Annotated in this window: 21 protein-coding genes, 1 tRNA gene and 1 pseudogene; 9 read left to right on the top strand and 14 right to left on the bottom strand. The window is 72.9% G+C overall.

Annotated elements, in window-relative coordinates:
* Nucleotides 1-45: 45 nt before the first annotated feature.
* The 3 genes from CCN72_RS01455 to CCN72_RS01445 all read right to left on the bottom strand — a co-directional run bounded on the left by CCN72_RS01455 (nt 46) and on the right by CCN72_RS01445 (nt 2,211).
* The gene (locus CCN72_RS01455) at nt 46-873 is read right to left on the bottom strand and encodes an SCO1664 family protein (RefSeq protein ID WP_086805980.1); all 828 of its coding nucleotides are present in this window, start codon (nt 871-873) and stop codon (nt 46-48) included.
* The gene (locus tag CCN72_RS01450) at nt 837-1,427 is read right to left on the bottom strand and encodes a DUF3090 domain-containing protein (RefSeq protein WP_037661964.1); all 591 of its coding nucleotides are present in this window, start codon (nt 1,425-1,427) and stop codon (nt 837-839) included. Before CCN72_RS01450 ends, CCN72_RS01455 begins: the two co-directional genes overlap by 37 nt.
* Nucleotides 1,428-1,524: 97 nt before the next feature.
* On the bottom strand, nt 1,525-2,211 hold the full coding sequence (locus tag CCN72_RS01445; RefSeq protein ID WP_086805979.1) for a histidine phosphatase family protein: 687 nt from the start codon (nt 2,209-2,211) through the stop codon (nt 1,525-1,527).
* A 62-nt stretch (nt 2,212-2,273) separates the two neighbouring features.
* Between CCN72_RS01445 and corA the strand changes: the two genes are divergently transcribed.
* Entirely contained in the window at nt 2,274-3,275 is a 1,002-nt protein-coding gene (corA, locus tag CCN72_RS01440; RefSeq protein WP_161216214.1) for a magnesium/cobalt transporter CorA, read from the top strand.
* Nucleotides 3,276-3,447: 172 nt separating this feature from the next.
* Here corA and CCN72_RS01435 read toward each other — a convergent pair whose 3' ends face one another.
* The gene (locus CCN72_RS01435) at nt 3,448-4,503 is read right to left on the bottom strand and encodes an LLM class F420-dependent oxidoreductase (RefSeq protein WP_085563983.1); all 1,056 of its coding nucleotides are present in this window, start codon (nt 4,501-4,503) and stop codon (nt 3,448-3,450) included.
* Nucleotides 4,504-4,642: 139 nt separating this feature from the next.
* Between CCN72_RS01435 and CCN72_RS01430 the strand changes: the two genes are divergently transcribed.
* Entirely contained in the window at nt 4,643-5,626 is a 984-nt protein-coding gene (locus tag CCN72_RS01430) for an aldo/keto reductase (RefSeq protein ID WP_086805977.1), read from the top strand.
* A complete protein-coding gene (locus CCN72_RS01425) occupies nt 5,623-8,010 on the top strand; it encodes an ATP-dependent DNA helicase (protein ID WP_086805976.1) in 2,388 nt (795 codons plus the stop codon). Before CCN72_RS01430 ends, CCN72_RS01425 begins: the two co-directional genes overlap by 4 nt.
* 94 nt (nt 8,011-8,104) lie before the next feature.
* Here CCN72_RS01425 and CCN72_RS01420 read toward each other — a convergent pair whose 3' ends face one another.
* Entirely contained in the window at nt 8,105-8,863 is a 759-nt protein-coding gene (locus CCN72_RS01420) for a hypothetical protein (RefSeq protein ID WP_086805975.1), read from the bottom strand.
* Nucleotides 8,864-8,910: 47 nt separating this feature from the next.
* Between CCN72_RS01420 and CCN72_RS01415 the strand changes: the two genes are divergently transcribed.
* Nucleotides 8,911-9,099 carry a DUF5703 family protein gene (locus tag CCN72_RS01415; protein WP_037661951.1) on the top strand — a complete coding sequence of 63 codons (189 nt, stop codon included), beginning with the start codon at nt 8,911-8,913 and terminating at the stop codon, nt 9,097-9,099.
* Nucleotides 9,100-9,250: 151 nt separating this feature from the next.
* Here the strand turns inward: CCN72_RS01415 and CCN72_RS01410 are convergent, their stop codons facing one another.
* The 3 genes from CCN72_RS01410 to CCN72_RS01400 all read right to left on the bottom strand — a co-directional run bounded on the left by CCN72_RS01410 (nt 9,251) and on the right by CCN72_RS01400 (nt 11,925).
* Nucleotides 9,251-10,060, bottom strand: coding sequence for a chaplin (locus CCN72_RS01410; protein WP_086805974.1), 810 nt, complete (start codon nt 10,058-10,060; stop codon nt 9,251-9,253).
* Nucleotides 10,061-10,200: 140 nt separating this feature from the next.
* Nucleotides 10,201-10,434, bottom strand: a complete 234-nt coding sequence (chpH, locus tag CCN72_RS01405) for a chaplin ChpH (protein ID WP_085563988.1) — start codon at nt 10,432-10,434, stop codon at nt 10,201-10,203.
* Nucleotides 10,435-10,599: 165 nt separating this feature from the next.
* Nucleotides 10,600-11,925 carry a M20/M25/M40 family metallo-hydrolase gene (locus tag CCN72_RS01400; protein WP_086805973.1) on the bottom strand — a complete coding sequence of 442 codons (1,326 nt, stop codon included), beginning with the start codon at nt 11,923-11,925 and terminating at the stop codon, nt 10,600-10,602.
* A gap of 213 nt (nt 11,926-12,138) precedes the next feature.
* Between CCN72_RS01400 and CCN72_RS01395 the strand changes: the two genes are divergently transcribed.
* Both CCN72_RS01395 and polX read left to right on the top strand, forming a co-directional pair.
* Nucleotides 12,139-12,226 (top strand) — tRNA-Leu (locus CCN72_RS01395).
* A 67-nt stretch (nt 12,227-12,293) separates the two neighbouring features.
* Nucleotides 12,294-14,018 carry a DNA polymerase/3'-5' exonuclease PolX gene (gene polX / locus CCN72_RS01390; protein WP_086805972.1) on the top strand — a complete coding sequence of 575 codons (1,725 nt, stop codon included), beginning with the start codon at nt 12,294-12,296 and terminating at the stop codon, nt 14,016-14,018.
* A 165-nt stretch (nt 14,019-14,183) separates the two neighbouring features.
* On the opposite strand, the gene CCN72_RS01385 is transcribed toward polX, so the two are convergent.
* Together CCN72_RS01385 and CCN72_RS01380 are read right to left on the bottom strand one after the other, a co-directional pair.
* Nucleotides 14,184-15,515: a phosphoribosyltransferase family protein gene (locus CCN72_RS01385; RefSeq protein WP_086805971.1), complete on the bottom strand. Its 1,332-nt coding sequence runs from the start codon at nt 15,513-15,515 to the stop codon at nt 14,184-14,186.
* A 9-nt stretch (nt 15,516-15,524) separates the two neighbouring features.
* Nucleotides 15,525-15,842, bottom strand: coding sequence for a dsRBD fold-containing protein (locus CCN72_RS01380; RefSeq protein WP_037661940.1), 318 nt, complete (start codon nt 15,840-15,842; stop codon nt 15,525-15,527).
* Nucleotides 15,843-16,023: 181 nt separating this feature from the next.
* Between CCN72_RS01380 and CCN72_RS01375 the strand changes: the two genes are divergently transcribed.
* A complete protein-coding gene (locus tag CCN72_RS01375) occupies nt 16,024-16,398 on the top strand; it encodes a YchJ family protein (protein ID WP_086805970.1) in 375 nt (124 codons plus the stop codon).
* A gap of 35 nt (nt 16,399-16,433) precedes the next feature.
* Here the strand turns inward: CCN72_RS01375 and CCN72_RS01370 are convergent, their stop codons facing one another.
* Nucleotides 16,434-17,135 (bottom strand): FadR/GntR family transcriptional regulator, encoded by a 702-nt coding sequence (locus CCN72_RS01370; protein ID WP_037661936.1) that lies wholly within the window; start codon nt 17,133-17,135, stop codon nt 16,434-16,436.
* A 141-nt stretch (nt 17,136-17,276) separates the two neighbouring features.
* Here CCN72_RS01370 and CCN72_RS01365 point away from each other — a divergent pair, with 141 nt between their 5' ends.
* On the top strand, nt 17,277-17,801 hold the full coding sequence (locus CCN72_RS01365; RefSeq protein WP_085563993.1) for a gluconokinase: 525 nt from the start codon (nt 17,277-17,279) through the stop codon (nt 17,799-17,801).
* 37 nt (nt 17,802-17,838) lie between these two features.
* Nucleotides 17,839-19,236: a GntT/GntP/DsdX family permease gene (locus CCN72_RS01360; protein ID WP_086805969.1), complete on the top strand. Its 1,398-nt coding sequence runs from the start codon at nt 17,839-17,841 to the stop codon at nt 19,234-19,236.
* Nucleotides 19,237-19,308: 72 nt separating this feature from the next.
* Here CCN72_RS01360 and CCN72_RS01355 read toward each other — a convergent pair whose 3' ends face one another.
* The 3 genes and pseudogenes from CCN72_RS01355 to CCN72_RS01345 form a co-directional block, all read right to left on the bottom strand.
* Nucleotides 19,309-19,947, bottom strand: coding sequence for a cytochrome b/b6 domain-containing protein (locus tag CCN72_RS01355; RefSeq protein ID WP_086805968.1), 639 nt, complete (start codon nt 19,945-19,947; stop codon nt 19,309-19,311).
* Nucleotides 19,931-20,647, bottom strand: a complete 717-nt coding sequence (locus CCN72_RS01350; protein WP_086805967.1) for a molybdopterin-dependent oxidoreductase — start codon at nt 20,645-20,647, stop codon at nt 19,931-19,933. The genes CCN72_RS01355 and CCN72_RS01350 overlap by 17 nt, the downstream gene beginning before the upstream one ends.
* Before the next feature lie 71 nt (nt 20,648-20,718).
* Nucleotides 20,719-21,071 (bottom strand): annotated as a pseudogene (locus CCN72_RS01345) (hypothetical protein); the annotation flags it as partial.

Below are 21,071 nucleotides of genomic sequence, written 5' to 3'. Positions count from 1 at the left end.
TGCGCTCTTGTATCTTCGGTCGCACTGTGCTCACACGGGCTGTGCTCACACGGGCGGCCAGGGGATCGCCGGCCAGTCCCCGCCGGGTTCCGGGTGCAGCCCGCAGGCGAGGAGGGCGGCGACACGGGCGCGGGTGGCGTCCAGTTCCGCGGTGGTGATCAGCGGGCCCAGGCGCTCGCCCAGAGCGCCGTCCAGGGCGTCACGGAGCCCCTTGAGGACTCCGACGGCCTCGGCGGTGAGGGGTTCGCCTGCCCAGCCCCACAGCAGGGTGCGCAGTTTGTCCTCGGCGTTGAAGGTGACGCCGTGGTCGATGCCGTAGAGCCGGCCGTCGGCGGTGGGCAGCAGATGGCCGCCCTTGCGGTCGGCGTTGTTGATCACGGCGTCCAGGACGGCGAGCCGGCGCAGCCGCTCGTCGTCGGCGTGCACGAGCAGCGCGGTGCGGCCCTCGCCGACCTCGGCGAAGCCGATGGCCTTCCAGCCGGGCTCGGGCTCCTCGCCGTCGACCAGGGCGAGGAGTTCGGGCTCCGGGGAGACCTCGATCCACAGCTGGCACATGCCCTCGCCGTAGGGGCCGTCGCGCAGCACGGTGGGCGGGACGAGGCCCCAGCCGGTGGCCTCGGAGACCTCGTAGGCGGCGACCTCCCGGGCGGCCAGGGTGCCGTCGGGGAAGTCCCACAGGGGGCGCTCCCCCGCCACCGGCTTGTAGACGCAGTCGGCTTCGCGGCCGTCGTGGGCGACGGTGCAGAACAGGGCGGCGTTGGAGGCGTCGCGGATGCGGCCGCGCACGGTCAGCTCACCGCGGGCGAGCAGTTCGGCGGCGCCCGGGTCGGCGGCGGTCACGCCCCGCGGCGGTATCCGTTCTGGCGCGGGCATACGTGTCCTTCCGGATCGAGCGGGAGGCTGCACAGCGGGCACGGCGGCCGCCCGGCGTTGACGACGTCGAGGGCGCGTTTGGCGAAGGCACGGGCCTGCGCGCCGGTCAGCCGGACCCGCAGCATCGGGGGCCCGTTCTCCTCGTCCTGGAGCAGCCGTTCCTCGGCCTCGGCGAGGTCCTCCTCGGTGTCGGCGTCCAGCTCCACCAGGGCCTGCGCCTCCACGACCATGCGCTGTTCCTCGGCGTCCCAGGCCAGGGCCATGGTGCCGACCCGGAACTCCTCCTCCACGGGACTCTCCAGCGGGGCGGTGTCGGAGATCTCGCTGGGCGCCATGGCCGGGACGGGGGCGCTGCCGCCGCTGCGGCGCACCACCTCGTCCAGGAGTTCGTCCATGCGCTCGGCGAGCGCGGCGACCTGGGTCTTCTCCAGGACCACGCTGGTCACCCGGGGACCCGCCATGGCCTGGAGGAAGAACGTACGGCGTCCGGGCAGTCCGACCGTGCCGGCCACGAAGCGGTCCGGCGGATCGTAGAGGAACACCTGACGGGACACGTCCTGTCTCCATTGGGTCGAGAGTTTCGGCGGTGCGGGTGCGGGCCGCTGCGGATACGCGACGGCGCGGATCGCTTCACCCTACTGCGGGCGACGATCACGGTGCGCCCGCACCGCCACCGACCGGTGCGTCGCCGTCGGGGTGCTCCTCGCGCGGGGCGAGCGAGGCGAGATCGCCGGTGTCGCCGAGGCGGACGAGGAAGGGGCGCAGCCGGGTGTAGCGGATCGCGGTGACGGAACACGGCTCCACGGAGATCCGCTGGAAGAGGTCGAGGTGGAGGCCGAGGGCCTCGGCGACCAGGGACTTGATGATGTCACCGTGGGAGCACATCAGGTAGGTGGCGTCGGCGCCGTGATCGCGCTCGACGCGCGCGTTCCACTCGCGGACCGCCTCGGCGGCGCGGGTCTGCATGGCGCGCATGGACTCCCCGCCGGGGAAGGCGGCGGCGGAGGGGTGGGCCTGGACGACGTCCATCAGCGGCTCGTCCTTGAGTTCGGCGAGCTTGCGGCCGGACCAGTCGCCGTAGTGGCACTCCCCGATCCGGTCGTCGGTGTGGGGGCTCAGGCCGGGCCGGGCCGCGAGGAGCGGGGCCAGGGTCTCCTGGCAGCGCTGGAGCGGGCTGGTGACGATCTCGGCCAGCGGCAGGGCGGCGAGCCGGGCGGGCAGGGCGGCGGCCTGGGCGGTGCCGCGCTCGTCCAGGGCGACCCCCGGGGTCCAGCCGGCGAGCACGCCGGAGGTGTTGGCGGTGGAACGTCCGTGCCTTACGAGGATCAGCGTGGGCATGCGGACCAGGGTAGGCGCATCAGGTGGTGCGCTGTTGATCTCGTGAAGGGAGAATGCGCTCCGTGATCGTCGACTGTGCCATCTACCGGCACGGACAGCGGACCGAGGGTCCCGAGGACCTGTCCGACGCGCTCGCCGAGGCGCGGGCGGCGGGTGGCTTCGTGTGGATCGGGCTGTACGAGCCGTCCGAGCGGGAGTTCGGCCTGGTGACCCAGGAGTTCGGGCTGCACCCGCTGGCGGTGGAGGACGCTCTCAAGGCTCATCAGCGGCCCAAACTGGAGGTGTACGAGGATTCGCTGTTCGTGGTGCTGAAACCGGTGGCGTACGAACCGGAGAGCGACACGGTCTCGGCGGGCGAGATCATGGTCTTCGTCGGGGACTGCTTCGTGGTGACGGTGCGGCACGGCGAGGCCTCGCCGCTCGCGGCGGTGCGGCACCGCCTTGAGGAGGAGCCGGAGATGCTCCACAAGGGGCCCACCTCGGTGCTGTACGCGATCGCCGACGCCATCGTGGACCGGTACCTGGAGGTGGCGACCGAGCTCCAGACGGATCTGGAGGAGGTGGAGGCGGAGGTGTTCCGGCCCGAAGGGGGCGGCGCGCGCAACACCGCCTCGCGGATCTACGGCTTCAAGCGGCAGATCGTGGAGTTCCGCCGGGCGACCGGGCCGTTGACGGTGCCGCTGAACCGGCTGGCGGGGACGGGGCCGCTCGGCTCGGGCGGCGGGGTGCCGTTCGTGCACGAGGAGGCGCGGCCGTTCTTCCGGGACGTGGGCGACCATCTCGCCCGGGTCAACGAGTCGGTGGAGGGCCTGGACCGGCTGGTGTCGGACGTGCTGTCGGCGCATCTGGCGCAGACGAGCGTGCGGCAGAACGACGACATGCGGAAGATCTCCGCCTGGGCGGCGATGGCCGCGGTGCCCACGATGATCGCCGGTATCTACGGCATGAACTTCGACCACATGCCCGAGCTGCACTGGCTGTGGTCGTACCCGGTGGTGATCCTGGTGATGGCGCTGCTGGAGGTGCTCCTGTACCGGCTGTTCAAGCGGCGCGAGTGGCTGTGAGCCGCCTCGGCCGCGAGGGGATCTCCGGAAGACCTCCGGACGACCTCCGGAAAACCTCGGAAGAAGGGGGCCGGGGAGTCGTAACCGCTCGTCGCCGGGCGCGTTGTTCCCGGTGACGGCCGTGGCGGGGAAGACCCCCGAGCCCCCACCACGGCCGTAGAAGCCCCCTTGCTCAGGCGAGTCCGGCGCGCTCCAGGGCCTCGGTGCCGGCGCGCAGGGAGGCGAGCCGCTCCTGAAGGGTGAACCCGGCGGGCGCGAGGCTGAGGGTGGTGACACCGGCCTCGGCGTAGGCCTTCATCCGGTCGGCGATGCGGTCGACGGAACCCAGCAGCGTGGTCTTGTCGATGAGGTCCTGCGGGATCGCGGCGGCCGCGCCCTGCTTGTCCCCGGACAGGTACTTCTCCTGGATCTCGGCGGCCTCCCGCTCGTACCCCATGCGCTGCGCGAGCTTGTTGTAGAAGTTCTGCTTGGCGCTGCCCATGCCGCCGACGTACAGCGCGGTGTAGGGGCGGAAGGTGTCGGCGAGCGCGGCCACGTCCTTGTCGTCGCCGACGGCCAGCGGCAGGGTCGGGCACACGTCGAACCCGTCGAGGGTCTTGCCCGCCTTCGCCCGGCCCGCGCGCAGATGCGTGAGGGTGGTCTCCTCCAGGTGCTCGGCGGCGGGGAAGATCAGCAGGGCGCCGTCGGCGATCTCGCCGGTCTGCTCCAGGTTCTTCGGGCCGATCGCCGCGATGTACAGCGGGATGTGCTCGCGCTGCGGGTGCACGGTCAGCTTGAGCGGCTTGCCGGGGCCGCCCGGCAGCGGCAGCGTCCAGTGCTCGCCCTCGTACGACAGCCGCTCACGGGTCATCGCCTTGCGGACGATCTCCACGTACTCGCGGGTGCGGGCCAGCGGCTTGTCGAACCTGACGCCGTACCAGCCCTCCGAGACCTGGGGCCCGGAGACGCCGAGGCCGAGCCGGAAGCGGCCGCCGGAGAGGGTGTCCAGGGTGGCCGCCGTCATCGCGGTCATCGCGGGCTGGCGGGCCGGGATCTGGAAGATGGCCGAGCCGACGTCGATGCGCTCGGTCTGGGCGGCGACCCAGCTGAGCACGGTGGCCGCGTCGGAGCCGTACGCCTCGGCGGCCCAGCACACGGCGTAGCCCAGCCGGTCGGCCTCCTGGGCCACGGCCAGATTGTCCCCGTCCATTCCCGCACCCCAGTAGCCGAGGTTGAGTCCGAGTTGCATGGCCGAATCCCCTTACCCATGAGTAACGTCCCTGTGGTGCAGACCTTAGCGCGGGGGCGCGGGCGGCGCCCCGTGCGGGCCCGTGCGAGTTGTCCACAGGCATCCCGCCCCACTCGTTCCGGCCAGTAATCTCGCGGTCATGGAGCAGAGGCATCTCGGCCGTACCGGCCTGCGCGTGTCCCGGATCGGACTCGGCACCCTCACCTGGGGCCGGGACACCGAGGAGCATGACGCCGCGGACATGCTCAAGGCGTTCTGGGAGGCCGGCGGCACCCTCGTCGACACCGCGGACGTGTACGGCGGCGGGGAGGCGGAGTATCTGCTCGGGCGGCTCATGGAACGGCTCGTGCCGCGCCGCGACCTGGTGATCTCCACGAAGGCGGGCAGCGTCCCTGACCCCGGGCGCCGCTTCGACGGCTCCCGCGGCCATCTGCTCGCCGCGCTGGACGCCTCACTGGTCCGCCTGGGCACGGACCATGTGGACCTGTGGCACATCCACGCGTACGACACCGGGACCCCGCTGGAGGAGACGCTCCAGGCCCTCGACATAGCGGTGGCCAGCGGCCGGGCCCGGTACGCGGGGGTGTCCAACTTCTGCGGCTGGCAGCTCGCCAAGGCGGCCACCTGGCAGCTCGCGGCGCCGGGCACCCGCACCCGGCTGGCCAGCACGCAGATGGAGTACTCGCTGCTCCAGCGGGGCGTGGAGCGCGAGGTGCTGCCCGCCGCGCTGGACCTGGAGGTGGGCCTGCTGCCCTCCTCCCCGCTCGGCCGGGGCGTGCTGACCGGAAAGTACCGGCACGGCACGCCCGGGGACTCGCGTGGCGCGTCCGAGCATCTGGCGCCGTTCGTGGAGCCGTATCTGGACGACACCGCGACGCGCATCGTGGACGCGGTGACGACGGCCGCCGACGGGCTCGCGGTCACCCCGCTCCAGGTGGCGCTCGCCTGGGTCCGCGACCGCCCCGGAGTCACCGCCCCGATCGTCGGCGCGCGCACCGCGCAGCAGCTCACGGCGGCATTGTCAGTGGAGGCGCTTAGTCTTCCTGACGAGATCTGCCGGGCGCTGGACGATGTGTCGGCGCCCTTGCACCGCTATCCCGATCACGACTGGAGCACGCTGTGAGCACGGAACCGGAGACCACGGAGGAAACGGGGCCGGGGACGCCGGAGGCGCCGGGAACGCCGGGAGCGCCGGACGAGGCGGCCGGGGGTGGGCTCGCGGCAGACGAGGGTGAGCTCGCGGCGGACGGCGGTGACGGTGCGGCCGAGGTGTCCGGGGCGGCCGAGACGTCCGAGGTGACGGACGGCGGCGCGGGCGAGGAGACGGCGGAGTCGGCCGAAGGAGCGGGCTCGGCTGAGGCGGCTGAGGCGGCTGAGGCGGCTGAGGCGGCTGAGGCGGCTGAGGCGGCTGAGGCGGCTGAGGCGGCTGCCGATGGTGCCGGGAAGCCGGAGTTGTCCGAGGCGGCGGCCGAGTTGGCCGCGCAGCGGCTGGAGCGGGAGCGGATCGAGCGGCGCAGGGCGGAGCGGGACGGCCCCGTCGAGAGCGGCGCCAAGCTGAGCGGGAAGGCCGCCGATCTGCTGGCCGCGGTGCGGGCGGTGGAGGCGGGCGGGAAGCCGGCGTCCACGGTGTTCGCCGCGCCCTCGCGGCCCGCGCCCGAGCGGACACCCGAGCCGGGCCCCGCGGCAACCGCGGCCGCCCCGGTCCGCCCGGCACCCGAGCCGGAGCCGGTGCCGGTGCGCCAGGAGCGGCCCGCTCCCGCCCCCGCGCCGGTCGGGCCCTCACCGCGGACGGTGGATGCCGTACGGCGGGTGCTCGCGGAGGGTGGTGCGCCGGAGGCGCTGGGGCAGCAGGCGGCCGTGACGCTCGGCGAGGGTGCCGGGGAACTGCTGCGGGCGGACCCCTGGCAGTTGCTGCGGGTCCCCGGGGTGCGGCCCGAGCAGGCGGACGGTTTCGCGCGGGCGCTGCTCGGTGCCGAGTGCGGTCCGCAGGACGAGCGGCGGGGGCGTGCGGTGACGGTCTGGCTGCTGGAGCAGGCTGCCCTCGCCGGACACACCGCCCTGGAGGCGCCCGCGCTCACCGCGGCGCTGGCCCAGCGAGGGGTGCCGGACCCGGACGAGGCCGTGCAGAGCACCCTGGCCGAGGGTGAGGCGCTGGTGTTCGAGGACGCCCTGGAGGAGCCGGGCGCCCCGGCCGCGCAGCCGGCGGACGACGAGGAGGAGGCGGAGCGCCCGGTGCGGGTGCTGATCGCCCTGGAGCGGTACGCGATGGCCGAGGAGAGCCTCGCCGATGGCCTGGCCCGGCTGATCAGCTCCCCGTCCCAGGACGGTAAGGAGACCTGGGCGCAGGTCGTCGCGGCGCTGTCGGGCGGTGCCGCCGAGCTGGCCCGCGCGGTCGCCGGGCACGGTCTGGTCCTGCACACCGGCGGCGACGCCTCCCGTGCCGAACCGGCCGCCCTGCTCGGTGCCGCCCGGGACGCGGGCCTGCGGGCCCTCGCCGTGTGCCACACCGCCGACGGCCGCGACCGGCTCGCCGCGCTGCCGCCGACGCGGGGAGCGGGCGTGGGCACGGTCGCCGGGCTGCTGGCCGGTGCCGAGGGACCCGGCCGGGACGGGGACGGAGCGCTGGAGCTGGATCTGCTGATCGTGCCGGACGCGCCCCAACTGGACGTGGAGAGCGCGGCGATGCTGGTGGAGTCGCTGCCCGACGGGGCGCGGCTGGTGCTCGGCGGGGATCCGGCGCTGCTGTGGTCGGCCGGTCCCGGGCGGGTCTTCGCCGATCTGCTCGCGGCCCGCGCCTGCCCCCAGATCGCCTCCCGGCTGCCCGACCCCGGACCGATCGGCGAACTGGTCTCCGGGATCGGCATCGGCGAGCTGAACCAGGTCGAGGCGCCCGGCAAGGAGGTCGTGATCGTGCCGGTGCGGGACGCGGGCGAGGCCGTGCACCGTACCGTGCAGCTGGTCGCGGACTCGGTGCCGCGGGCCTTCGGGGTGCCCGTCGAGGGGACCGTGGTGATCACGCCGGGCCATGGCGGCGCGGCCGGTACCCGGGCCCTCAACGCCGCCCTGAAGGAACGCCTCAACCCCGGCCCCGGCCGGTTCGGCGGTTTCGACCCCGGCGACCGGATCGCCTACTCCCCCGCCCCGGGCCGTACCCTGCCGGGCACGGTGGTGAAGGCCGACGCCGAGGGGCTGCACCTGTCCTGCGCGGGCGCCCCCGTGGTCGTACCGCGAGAGCGGGTCGAGGCGTGGGTGCGGCACGGATGGGCGCTGACCGCGCACCAGGCGGTGGGCGGGCGCTGGCCGGCGGCGGTCGTGGTGCTGCCCGGCGATGCCGCGCAGGCGCTGAGCAGGCCGTGGGTGTACACGGCGTTCGGCCGGGGCGAGCGGCATCTCTCCGTGGTCCAGGGCGCGGAGGGTGCGCTGCCGCGGGCGGTCGCGGAGATCCCGGCGAAGCCCCGTACGACCCGGCTGGCGACTCTGCTGCGCCCGCAGTCCCCCACGGACTGAGACGCCCCGGCGCCGGCGGGGTGGGGACCATCCGGGAGGGCGCTGTGCGGCGGTGCCGTACCGGTTTCGCGCCGTCACGGCACCGCCGCCGAGGTCACCGGCCGACGCCCCGGACGCCCGCGCCGTCGGCCTCGCCGTCGTGCTCGTCGGTCTCGTCCAGATCCTCGTCGTCCACGAACTCCAGGTCGTCGTCCTCGGCGTCCGGGTCGGTGCCGTCGTGATCGTCGTGTTCGTCGTCCTCGTCGTCGAACACCGCGCTGACGTCGAAGCGGCAGACCACCGCCTGTGGATCGAAGTGCTCGAAGGGGGCCTCCAGCCACTCCCCGGCCTCCGGGGCCTCGTCGGCCGCGGTGACCCAGAGCGTGGAGTCGCCCTCCTCCAGGCCGAACTCCTTGTGCCGGGAGGCGATCTCGTCCGGTTCGAACTCGCCGAAGAGCAGGCCCAGCGCCCCGGGAACGGTGCCCGCGGCGTCCTCGTCCAGACCGGCGAGGTCCTCGAAGTCCTCCGCGGCCTCGACCCGCTCGGCCTGGGCCAGCAGCCGCTGGGGCTCCGCCACGGTGTAGTCGCGGCGGATCAGCACACTGATCGCGTGGGGTTCCTCGGGGCCCGCGTACGGCGGCAGCGTCTCGTCGGCGCCGGGGATCTCGAAGGGGGTGACCTCGTCGTAGCGGTCGTAGAGCAGCTCGTCGTACACCTCGGCGGCCGCGGCCAGCTGGTTGAACGCCTCGAAAACGGCCGGGTCGTCGTCTCCTGACCTGCGTTCGACCGCCGCCAGGTGACGGTCGAGCGCGGTCTTGATCGCCTCGGCGGCGGCGCGTACCTCGGCAGCGGTGGGCTGCGCAGCATCAGACATAGTGCAGACGCTATCCGTACCGGGCACCAGCCCGCACAATAGATGCGATGCCGGAATACGAATTTGTCGACGTGTATGTGCCTCGCGGGGTGTCCCGCAAGGAGACCACACGTCTGCTGACGGACCATGCCGAGTACGGACACTGGGAGTTGGACCGCCTGAGCCTGCTGCGCGACGGCAGCCGCAAGGTGCGGCTGCGGCGGCGGATCATCCGCCAGCTGCGGGCCACCTGGTGAGGCGGGACCCCTGAGGCCGGCGGAGGCGCGAAAGAGTCGGAGCGGGCCCGCCGACAGGGCCGGACCCGCTCCTCATGCGCCGCTCGTCACGGCTTGTTCGCCATCCGTCACGGCTTGTTCGCCGCTCGTCGCGGCGTGACCGTACGCCGGATCAGACCCTGGCCCGTGCCTTGCGGTAGAGCACGGCGCCCGCGATCAGCGCGCCCGCACCGGCCGGCAGCGCGAGGCCCAGCGGCAGGTCGCTGCCGGTGTGCGCGAGCTGCCCCGTGGTCAGGGACGCCGAGGGCGCCTGCGGGACATGCACCTGGTGGGCGGGCGGGGTCGCCGGGGTGCCCGGGTGGTGCGGAGTGCCCGGGGTGGTCGGCGCGCCCGGGGTGGTGGGCGTGCCCGGCTGAGTCGGGTGGCCAGGGTGACTCGGGTGACCGGGGTGGCCCGGGTGACTCGGGTGGCCCGGGTGACCGGGGTGGCTCGGCGGGGTGGTGTGGCCGCCGCCCGGCGGAAGGCCGTGCGTACCGCCGCCGTTGGAGCAGTCGTTGCCCATGGCGGGGTTGCCCACGCCGATGACGTCGACGCTGTTGCCGCACGCGTTCACCGGGACGTCGATCGGCACCTGGACGGTGTTGCCCGATCCCACGCCCGGCGAGCCGGAGGTGTGTCCGCCGGCGCTCGCTCCCCCTGAACCGCCGGCGCCGCCGTGGCCCTGGCCTCCGTGGCCGCCACCGGAGTTGGCGCAGGCGTTGCCCATCGCCGGGTTGAGGAGCCCGACGACATTGACGGTGTTGCCGCAGACGTTCACCGGCACATGCACCGGCACCTGGACGGTGTTGCCGGACAGCACGCCGGGTGAGCCGGTGGCGGCGCCGGACGCGCCCGCGTCCGCGTGTGCCATACCGGTCGCGGCGGCGAGTACCCCGGTCGCCGCCGCCATGGTCATCAGACCCTTACGGGTTCCTTGTCGCATTGCTGCGTACCCCCCTGCCTTCGCTTGCCTTCACTGTCTGGAAAAGGCCGGTCGGCCTCGGAGCGCATGGCGCGCGCTCCGAGGCCGACGGCTGAAAGAAGACGCCCCTCGGGGTGGAAAGCCCCTCCGGGGAACCGGTGTCAGCTGTTGACGCAGGTGTTGCCGAAGGCGGGGTTCAGGAGCCCGATCACATTGATCGTGTCGCCGCACACGTTCACCGGAACGTGCACGGGCACCTGGATGACGTTGCCGGAGACGACACCCGGGGAGTGCAGGGCGGCACCCTGGGCACCGGAGTCGGCGACGGCCAGGCCCGCGCCCGCGAGAACCAGCCCACCGGTGGCAGCCGCGGCAGCGACGACCTTCTTGATCATTGTTCCTCCTCGTTGGCAAAGCGGCCCCAAGGTGCGGGGTCGCATCACCTGTAACGAGGAGGGAGTAATGGAGCTACGAGCTTATGGTCGCATTCACCCTTCTCAGTCGATCTCGAACGCGTGCCCGAAGTCGAGGCGGCCCGACTCGAACGCCCCGGCGGCCGCTCAGGACGCGTCGATGAACCGGTCGAGCACCCGCACACCGAACTGAAGGCCGTCCACCGGCACCCGCTCGTCCACGCCGTGGAACATGCCGGCGAAGTCCAGCTCCGGCGGCAGCTTCAGGGGGGCGAAGCCGAAGCCGCGGATGCCGAGGTCGTCGAAGGACTTGGCGTCGGTACCGCCGGAGAGCATGTACGGGACCGCCTTGGCGATGGGGTCCTCGGCGAGCAGCGCGGACTGCATGGCCTCGACCAGCGCCCCGTCGAAGCTGGTCTCGACGGCCTTGTCGGCGTGCACGTCCTCGCGGCGCACATGCGGGCCGAGCAGCCGGTCGAGGTCGCCGAGGAACTCCTCCTCGTACCCGGGCAGGAAACGGCCGTCGATGTGCGCGGTGGCCTCGCCGGGGATGACGTTGACCTTGTAACCGGCGTTCAGCTGCGTCGGGTTGGCGGTGTTGCTCAGGGTCGCGCCGATCAGCTTGGCGATGCCGCCGAGCTTGGCGATGGTCGCCTCCATGTCCTCGGGGTCCAGCTCGGTGCCGAGCGCGTCGCCCAGCTCGTCGAGGAAGGCCCGGGTGGTCTTGGTGACCCGCACCGGGAACTTGTGCCGGCCGACCCGGGCGACCGCCTCGGACAGCTCGGTGATGGCGTTGTCCCGGTGGATCATGGAGCCGTGCCCGGCGGTGCCGGCCACGGTGAGCTTCATCCAGTGCATGCCCTTCTCGGCCGTCTGGATCAGGTAGAGCCGCCGGTGCTCGTTCACCGTGAAGGAGAAACCGCCGACCTCGCTGATCGCCTCGGTGACGCCCTCGAACAGCTCGGGGTGGTGGTCGACCAGGTGGCGGGCGCCGAAGGTGCCGCCCGCCTCCTCGTCGGCGAGGAAGGCGACGACGATGTCACGCGGAGGCCGCCGCCCGCTGCGCAGCCGGTCGCGCACCACCGCGAGGGTCATGGCGTCCATGTCCTTCATGTCGACCGCCCCGCGCCCCCATACGCATCCGTCGGCGATCTCGCCGGAGAAGGGGTGGTGGGTCCAGTCGTCGGCGTTGGCCGGTACGACGTCCAGGTGGCCGTGGATCAGCAGGGCGGGCCGGGAGGGGTCCTCCCCCGCGATGCGGGCCACGGTGGAGGCGCGGCCGGGGTGGGACTCGTAGATCTTCGGCTCCAGGCCGACCTCCGCCAGCTTCTCGGCGACCCACTCGGCGGCCTGGCGCTCGCCGGGTCCTGAGTGGTCGCCGTAGTTGCTGGTGTCGAACCGGATCAGATCGCGGCAGAGGTCCACGACCTCGTCCTCACCGGTGACGCCCTGGGCCGTGTCCTTCTCGCTCACGCTGCTTCCTCCCGCTTCCCTGCTGGTGGGTCCCCCTCATCCTCTCTCCGCGCCCGCTCCCGGCCCAAGACCGGTCCCGGCCCGTCACACGCCGTTCACGCCCGCCCGCCCCTGGCCGGGGGGTGATCAGCCACCCCCGAAAGCCTGGTAATGTTTCCTCTGTCGCCGCGAGGGAAACCCCGCCGAGGGAAAACCGCGCACGACAGACACCTTGTCCGGGTGGCGGAATGGCAGACGCGCTAGCTTGAGGTGCTAGTGCCCTTTATCGGGCGTGGGGGTTCAAGTCCCCCCTCGGACACCAGTGAAGGCCCCTGCTCTGCGGGGGCCTTTCGCATGCCCGGACGCGGCCGGGTTCCTAGACTCGATGTGTGGCCCGGGTCAATGACGAGGTCGAGGCGGTTCTGCGGGAGTACGCGGATCTCATCGCGATCACCGGAGGTGACGCGTTCAAGGCGCGTGCCTACGAGAAGGCGGCGCGTGCCGTCGGGGGGTATCCGGCGGATGTCTCGAAGCTCGACGAGGAGGGGCTGCGGGAGATTCCGAATGTGGGGCGGTCGATCGCCGAGAAGGTGGTCGAGTATCTGCGCACCGGGAAGATGGCGGCCGTGGAGGAGCGGCGGGCCAGGATTCCCGCCGGGGTGCGGGAGTTGATCGCCATCCCGACGCTCGGGCCGAAGAAGGCGCTGCGGCTGTACGAGGATCTGCACATCTCCTCGGTGAGCGAACTGGCCGCGGCCATCGAGGCGGACCGGCTGGCGGATCTCAAGGGGTTCGGGGAGAAGACGCAGGACAACATCCGGCACGGGATCGAGCTGCTGCGGGGGGCCGGGGCGCGGGTGCCGTTGGCGCTCGCGCTGGACACCGCAGAGGGGATCGTCGCCGCGCTGGAAGCGGTGACCGGGTGCCGGCGGTGCGCGTACGCGGGGTCGCTGCGGCGGATGCGGGAGACCGTCGGGGATGTGGACATCCTGGTGGCGGCGAGGAAGTCGGCGCCGTTCATGGCGGCGCTGTGCGAGCTGCCGGGCACCGCCGAGGTGATCGCGCGGGGGACGAAGAAGACATCCGTGCGCACCGGCAAGGGGCTCCAGGTGGATCTGCGGGTGCTGCCGCCGGAGTCGTGGGGCGCGGGGCTCCAGTACTTCACCGGGTCCAAGGCGCACAACATCCGCACCCGGACGATCGCCGTGCGCGAAGGGCTGAAGCTGTCGGAGTACGGCGTGTTCGACGCGGAGAGCGGGGAGTCGCTGGCCTCGCGCACCGAGGAAGAGGTGTACGCGCGGCTCGGGCTGCCGTGGATCGTGCCGACGCTGCGGGAGGACCGCGGGGAGATCGAGGCGGCGCTGCGCGGGGAGCTGCCCGAGGTAGTTGCCGAGCGGGACGTCCGCGGTGATCTGCACACCCATACGGATCTCACCGATGGTCTGGCGTCTCTGGACGCCATGGTGGAGGCGGCGGCGAAACGCGGGTACGCGTACTACGCGGTGACCGATCACGCGCCGGATCTGTCCATGCAGCGGATGACGGACGAGAAGATCCTCGCCCAGCGGGAGCGGCTGCGGGAGCTGGACGGGACGCATCACCGGATGCGGCTGCTGCACGGCACCGAGCTGAACATCGGACCGGACGGCGGGCTCGACTGGCCGGACGAGTTCCTGGCCGGTTTCGATCTGTGCGTGGCCTCGCTGCACTCGCGTTTCGACCTCGGTCGCAAGACCATGACGCGGCGGCTGGTGCGGGCGGTGGAGAACCCGTACGTGAACATCCTCGGGCATCCGACCACCCGGCTGATCGGCCGTCGGGCGGGGGTGGACGCGGACTGGGACGAGGTGTTCGCGGTCTGCGCGCGCACGGGGACCGCGCTGGAGGTCAACGCCCAGCCGGACCGGCTGGACCTCGGGGACGAGGACATCCTGCGGGCGCGGACGCACGGGGTGCGGTTCGCGGTGAACACCGACGCGCACTCGGTGCCGCAGCTGGCGCAGCTGCGCTACGGCATCGGCACCGCCCAGCGCGGCTGGCTGACCCCGGACGAGGTGATCAACACCTGGCCGTTGACCCGGCTGCGGCGGTTTCTGCGCAAGGGCGGTCGCTGAGCCTCACCGAGGGACGACGAGACGACGAGGGTGCCGTCGGGCCCCGGCTCGACGTGGGCGCCCCGGGTCTGCGCGTCGAAGGTCCTGCGCAGCCAGACGGTGTCCTCGGGGGCGGCGGGTTCGAGGCGTGTCCGGCGGGCCTGAAGGGCAGCGGTCTCGGGGCGGTCAGCCGTCCGGTGCCGGGGTCGAGGGACCCTGGACGTGCGCGGGTGCCAGATGGTCCGTGAACCAGTCGCGGGCCAGTTCGGTCACCCTCTCCAGCGTGCCGGGTTCCTCGAAGAGGTGGGTGGCGCCGGGGACGGTCTCCAGCCGGTTCTCGCAGCGCAGCCGGGACCGCGCGTCCCGGTTGAGGTCGAGGACGAGGGGGTCGGCGCCGCCGACGATCAGCAGGGTGGGCGCGGTGACCTCGGGGAGCCGGGGTCCGGCGAGGTCGGGGCGGCCGCCCCGGGAGACGACGGCGGCGGGATGCCCCTCGACGGCGGCCCACAGGGCGGCGGCCGCGCCGGTGCTGGCGCCGAAGTAGCCGAGGGCGAGGCCGGAGGTCGCGGGTTCCGCGCGCAGCCACTGGGTGGCGGCGAGCAGCCGGCCGGCCAGCAGCGGGATGTCGAACACGTTGTCGCGGTCCCGTGCCTCCGCGTCGGTGAGCAGGTCGAACAGCAGGGTGCCGAGCCCGGCGCGGTGCAGGCCCTCGGCGACCTGCCGGTTGCGGGGGCTGTGCCGGCTGCTGCCGCTGCCGTGCGCGAAGGCGATGACGCCGGTGGCGCCCTCGGGCACGGTCAGGCCGCCGCCCAGCCGTACCGCACCGGCGGGCACGGTCACCTCCCGCTCGGCGGCCCGGCCGCCCGGTCCGGCGCTCGGGCGACGTCGCCGTGCCCGGCGCAGACACGCCGTGACCTCCACGTCCTCGGCCTGGGTGAAGTCGTCGTAGAACTGTCCGACGGCGGCGAAGTCCCAGGGTGTCTCCAGGCAGACCACGTCGTCGGCGTCGCCACCGAGGCGGCGGGCGACGTCGCGGGGGGCGACGGGGACCGCGAGCACGATACGGGCGGCGCCGCGGGCGCGGGCGACCCGGCAGGCGACCCGGGCGGTGGAGCCGGTGGCCACCCCGTCGTCCACGACCACGGCGGTGCGGCCGGTGAGCGGCACGGAGGGGCATTCGCCCCGGTAGCGTTCGGCGCGTTCGGCGAGCACCCGGCGCTCGCGCTCCTCGATCCGGGCGAGTTCGTCGTCGCGGACGCCGGTGCCGCGCAGCACGTCCGCGTTGAGCACCCGTACGCCGTCCTCGCCGATCGCGCCCATCGCCAGTTCGGGCTGGTACGGCACCCCGAGTTTGCGCACGAGGCAGACATCCAGCGGGGCGTCCAGGGCGTCGGCGACCTCGGCGGCCACCGGTACTCCCCCGCGCGGCAGTCCGAGCACCACCACGTCCGGGCCCCGCAGCTGTTCCAGGCGGGCGCCGAGCCTGCGCCCCGCTTCCAGCCGGTCGGCGAACCGCACGGCGGCACCTCACTCCCGGGGCAGCCAGAGCGGTGTGGGGCTGCTCTCCGTGTCGATCGCGCCCAGCGCCCGCATGTCGCCGTTGGCCGCGCGCACCAGCAGCCGGCCCATGGCGATCAGGGCGCGGCCGGCGGCGAGTTCGTCGCCGATCTCGGGTATGTCGCGGTCGTACGGGTTGCGGCGGGCCTCGGCGTGGCTCTCCAGGACGTTGTCCCCGGTGTCCAGGACGATCCGGGCCGTGGTGTCCGGGTCGTGCTCGGACAGGTACAGGTTCAGCCGCCACTCCTTGACGGCCGGCGGGTGATGGCTGCTGACGGGTCGGGTCATCGTCCGTCCCTCCTCCTCGCGGCGCGGGCCCCCGGGCGCGCCGGGCCGTACGTCCGCCGCGGGTCCGCCCGTTCTGCGCTTCGCGGGTCCGCCCGTTCTCCACTGTGCACCCGCCCGGCGGCGGACGCCTCCCCTGCCCCCGGGCCCGGTGCGCCCGTCCCGTCCCGGCACAATGGGGCGCATGACCACGCGTACCTGCCCCTGCGGACTGCCTCAGTCCTACGACGCCTGCTGCGGCCGTTTCCACTCGGGCGCCGCGGACGCGCCGACCGCCGAGCTGCTGATGCGCTCGCGGTACTGCGCCTTCGTCAAGGGGGACACGGGGTATCTGCTGCGCACCTGGCATCCGCGGACCCGGCCGGAGCGGCTCGACCTCGATCCGCGGATGCGGTGGACGGGTCTGGAGATCCTCGGCGGCGCCGACGGGTCCGCCTTCCACGCCACCGGGACGGTGACCTTCCGCGCCTCCTACCGGGGCGGCTCGCTGCATGAGCGCAGCCGGTTCGAGCGGGTGGACGGGGCGTGGGTGTACGTGGACGGGGACTTCCTGGACTAGGGCCTGTCTGACAGTTCCCGTCTGCCGCGCCCCGGTCAGGGTGCCAGGATGTCCAGTTCCTGGAGCGCGCCCACGGTGATCTGCCGGGTGAGTTCCTCGGCGCGGACCGCGTCCCGGGCGCGCACCGCCTCGGCGACCCGTACATGCAGGGTGACGGCCGCCGGGTCGGGGTCCTCGAACATGACCTCGTGCTGGGTGCGGCCGGTCAGCACCTCGGCCACGACATCGCCGAGGCGGGCGAACATCTCGTTGCCGGAGGCGGTGAGGATGACCCGGTGGAAGGCGACGTCGTGGAACAGGTACTCCGCGAGCCGGTGGCCGCGTGAGTGGGCGACCATGCCGAGCGCGCACTCGGTGAGTTCGGCGCACTGCTCGGCGGTGGCGTGCCGGGCCGCGAGTCCGGCCGCGGCCGGTTCGATCGCGGAGCGCAGCACGGTGAGCGAGCGCAGCTGGTGGGGGCGGTCGGCGCCGGCCAGCCGCCAGCGGATGACCTGCGGGTCGTAGACGTTCCACTCGCTCTTGGGGCGGACGGTGACGCCCACGCGGCGGCGGGACTCGACGAGGTGCATGGATTCGAGGACCCGCACCGCCTCGCGCATCACGGAGCGTGACACCTCGAAGTGCTGAGCGAGTTCGTCGGTGCGCAGGATGCTGCCCGGCGGGTACTCGCCCGCGGTGATCGCGGGGCCGAGGCTGTCCAGTACGCGGCCGTGCAGCCCCCGGCCCGGTGTGCTCATGCACTCAGCGTACGGCGTAGGTCACGGAAACAAAAAGTCAGACTTATACATCACAGACTCTTGAATTCGTCGTACCTAATAGGTTTCAGTGTGGCGACGCCGCCGTGGCGTCGGATGTCGAGGAAGACAGCGAGGCAGTACATGCGAACCCCCCAGGTCGTCGTCGTGATGGGCGTCGCGGGGACGGGCAAGACCACGATCGGTCCCCTGCTCGCCGCGCGGCTGGGCGTCCCGTACGCCGAGGGCGACGACTTCCACCCCAAGGCCAACATCGACAAGATGACGGCCGGGATACCGCTGGACGACAGCGACCGCCTGCCCTGGCTGGACGCCATCGGCCACTGGGCGCACGGGCGGGCGGGGCTCGGCGGGGTGGTCAGCAGTTCGGCGCTGAAGCGGGCGTACCGGGACCGGCTGCGGGCGGTGGCGCCCGGGGTCGTGTTCGTGCACCTGACCGGTGACCGGAAGCTGATCGAGGACCGGATGGCGCACCGGCAGGGCCACTTCATGCCGACCGCGCTGCTGGACTCGCAGTTCGCCACGCTGGAGCCCCTCGGGCCGGACGAGGCGGGTGTCGCCGTGGACGTCGCCGGCGGCCCCGAGGAGATCACCGAACGCGCCGTACTGGCACTGGACGGGCTGTCCACCGCATCCGCGCCGCAGTAGCGCCCTCCCCAACTCCCTGTTACCGCAAGGAACCCCCGTGACCAGACTCAGCGTCGAGATGCTGGCAGCGGACGCCCCTCCGCCGATCTCCACCGCAGGACACGCCCAGCTGGGCATCGCCGTCCTGGTGGGCATCGCGGTGATCGTCCTGCTCATCACCAAGTTCAAGCTGCATGCCTTCCTGGCGCTGACCATCGGGTCGCTGGCGCTCGGCGCGGCCGCCGGCGCGCCCCTCGACAAGGTGCTCACCAGTTTCACCACCGGGCTCGGCGCCACGGTCGCCAGCGTCGGTGTGCTGATCGCGCTGGGCGCCACGCTCGGCAAACTGCTCGCCGACTCCGGGGGCGCGGACCAGATCGTGGACACGATCCTGGCCAGGGCGAGCGGCCGGGCGATGCCGTGGGCGATGGTGCTCATCGCCTCCGTGATCGGGCTGCCGATCTTCTTCGAGGTCGGCATCGTGCTGCTGATCCCGGTCGTGCTGATGGTCGCCAAGCGCGGCAACTACTCCCTGATGCGCATCGGCATCCCGGCGCTGGCCGGTCTGTCCGTGATGCACGGTCTGATCCCGCCGCACCCGGGCCCGCTGGTCGCGATCTCCGCGCTGCACGCCAACCTGGGGGTGACGCTGGCGTTCGGCATCCTGGTCGCCATCCCGACGGTGATCGTCGGCGGCCCGCTGTTCTCGAAGGTCGCGGCCCGCTGGGTGGACGTCCCGGCGCCCGAGCGGATGCTGCCGCAGCGGCCCTCGCAGGAGCTGACCCGCCGTCCGAGCTTCGCCGCGACGCTCGTGACCATCCTGCTGCCGGTGGCGCTGATGCTGCTCAAGGCGCTGGTGGACATCGTCATCGACGACCCGGCGAACACCACGCAGCGTGCCTTCGACGTCATCGGTGCCCCGCTGATCGCGCTGCTCGCCGCGGTGATCGTCGGCTTCTTCACGCTGGGCCGGCCCGCCGGGTTCAGCAAGGAGCGGCTCCAGGCCACGGTGGAGAAGGGCCTGATGCCCATCGCCGGCATCCTGCTGATCGTGGGCGCGGGCGGCGGCTTCAAGCAGACGCTGATCGACTGCGGTGTCGGCCAGATGATCCTTGACGTCTCCAGGAGCTGGTCGATCCCGGCGGTGCTGCTGGCCTGGCTGATCGCCGTGGTGATCCGGCTCGCGACGGGCTCGGCGACGGTGGCGACGGTCTCGGCGGCCGGTCTGGTCGCCCCGCTCGCGGCCGACATGTCGACCGCGCACACCGCGCTGCTGGTCCTGGCGATCGGCGCCGGCTCGCTCTTCTTCAGCTTCGTCAACGACGCCGGGTTCTGGCTGGTCAAGGAGTACTTCGGACTCACCGTCGGCCAGACCGTCAAGACCTGGTCGATCATGGAGACGATCCTGTCGGTGGTCGGCGGCGCGCTGGTGCTGGTGCTGTCACTGGTGGTGTAGCGACGGCGGTACGACGACGGAGGCCCGCCCCCCTTTTCCGGGGGGCGGGCCTCTTCGTGGACCCGGACCCGTTCAGGGGCGCGGGCGGGTTCGCCACAGCGGGTGCTGCCGTTTAGCCCACTCCTCGCTGACCGTGCCCGTGCGCAGCCCCTCCCGCGCCTCCGGATCGCCCAGCGCCATGCCGATATGGCCGGCCAGGACGACCGCGATGGTGAGGGCGAGCCAGTCGTGGACGAAGGTGGCGGAGGTGCGCCAGACCAGTGGGGCGAGATGGGTGAACCACATCAGCAGGCCGGTGCCGAGCATGACCAGGGTCGCCCCGGCGATCCAGGCGGCGTAGATCTTCTGCCCGGCGTTGAACTTGCCCGCCGGGCGCACCTGCGGGCGTCGGTCGCGGCGCAGGGCGGCCCGCAGCCAGACCTTGTCGTGCGGGCCGAACCGGTTGAGGAAGCGCAGATCGGCGCGGAAGGCGCGGGAGGCCAGGCCCAGCAGGACGGGGGCGGGCAGCGCGAGCCCGGCGCACTCATGGACGCGGACGACCAGGGCGCGGCGGCCGACCAGGACGGCGAGCTGGGGGATGTAGAGGACGGCCGCGGTCACCACGCACACGCCCATCAGCGCGGCCGTGGTCCGGTGCACCCAGCGTTCGGCCCGGGAGAAGCGGCGGATCCGGGCGGCGGGGCGGGCCGGGGTGTCAGCTCGTAGGCTCATCGGTGCGTCCGTTCGAACGGCCGACCCAGGCGTCGACGTCGTAGCCCAGGTTCTCCCAGTAGCCCGGCTCGACGCGGTCGGTGACGGTGATGCCGGAGAGCCATTTGGCGGACTTGTAGAAGTACATGGGCGCGACATAGAGGCGGACGGGGCCGCCGTGGTCGTGGCCGATGTCCTTGTTCTGCATGCGCAGGGCGACCAGGACGTCCGGGCGGCGGGCCTGGTCGAGGGTGAGGCTCTCGCTGTAGGTGCCGTCGAAGCAGGTGAAGCGGATCGCCTTGGCGCCGCGGCGGACCCCGGCCGCGTCGAGGAGGTCGGCGAGGCGTACGCCCTCGAAGGGGGTGCCGGGGACCCGCCAGCCGGTGACGCACTGGACGTCCTTGACCAGCCGGGTCTGTGGCAGGGCGCGCAGCTCGGCGAGGGTGTAGGCACGAGGTCGGTCGACCAGGCCGCCGACGGTCAGGCGGTAGTCCGTGGCGTTCTTGTCGGGGACGGAGGCGGCGACCGAGTAGTAGCGGAAGCCGCCGCCGTTGGGCAGCAGACCGGTCAGGCCCGTCGGGTCCTTGCCCGCGATGCCCTCCAGGGCGCGTTGCAGGGTGGGCGCGGCGAGCACGCCGAGGGCGCCCAGGCCGAGGGTGCCGAGGAAGACACGGCGGCCGACGGGGGTGCCGTCCCGCTCCTCGGAGGGTTCGGGGTTCACCTCCTCATTCGAACACCGGGCCTGCGGGGTGGCCAGGGAATCGGGGCCCCGGTCAGGGATTCGTAAGGAATTCAGGGATGCGCAAGGAATGCCGAGGCCTGGGCGCGGGCCGCGCGGAAGGCGGCGCGCGGGTCGCGGTGCGGGTAGCTCCAGGGGGCCCGGGTGGCGTGGGCGCCGATGCGCCGGAAGAGGACGGCGGCCTCGGCCGGGCGGCCCGCGCAGGACAGCGCGAACGCCAGGTGGTTGAGGTCGATGTGGCGGCGGGGGTGTTCGTCCTGCTCCCACTCCAGCCACCAGTCGAAGCCGGCCCGCAGGATCCGGCGGGCACGCGGCCCGGACCAGTGCGCCGAGGCGGTGGGGTCGGCCGGGGCGAGGCCGGTGGCGGCGAGCACCCGGTAGCGCTCGGCGAGGGCGACGACCGGCA

This window comes from Streptomyces murinus (assembly GCF_002154555.1).
Taxonomy (GTDB): Bacteria; Actinomycetota; Actinomycetes; order Streptomycetales; family Streptomycetaceae; genus Streptomyces; species Streptomyces murinus.
This window is presented reverse-complemented; position numbering and strand designations above follow the sequence as displayed.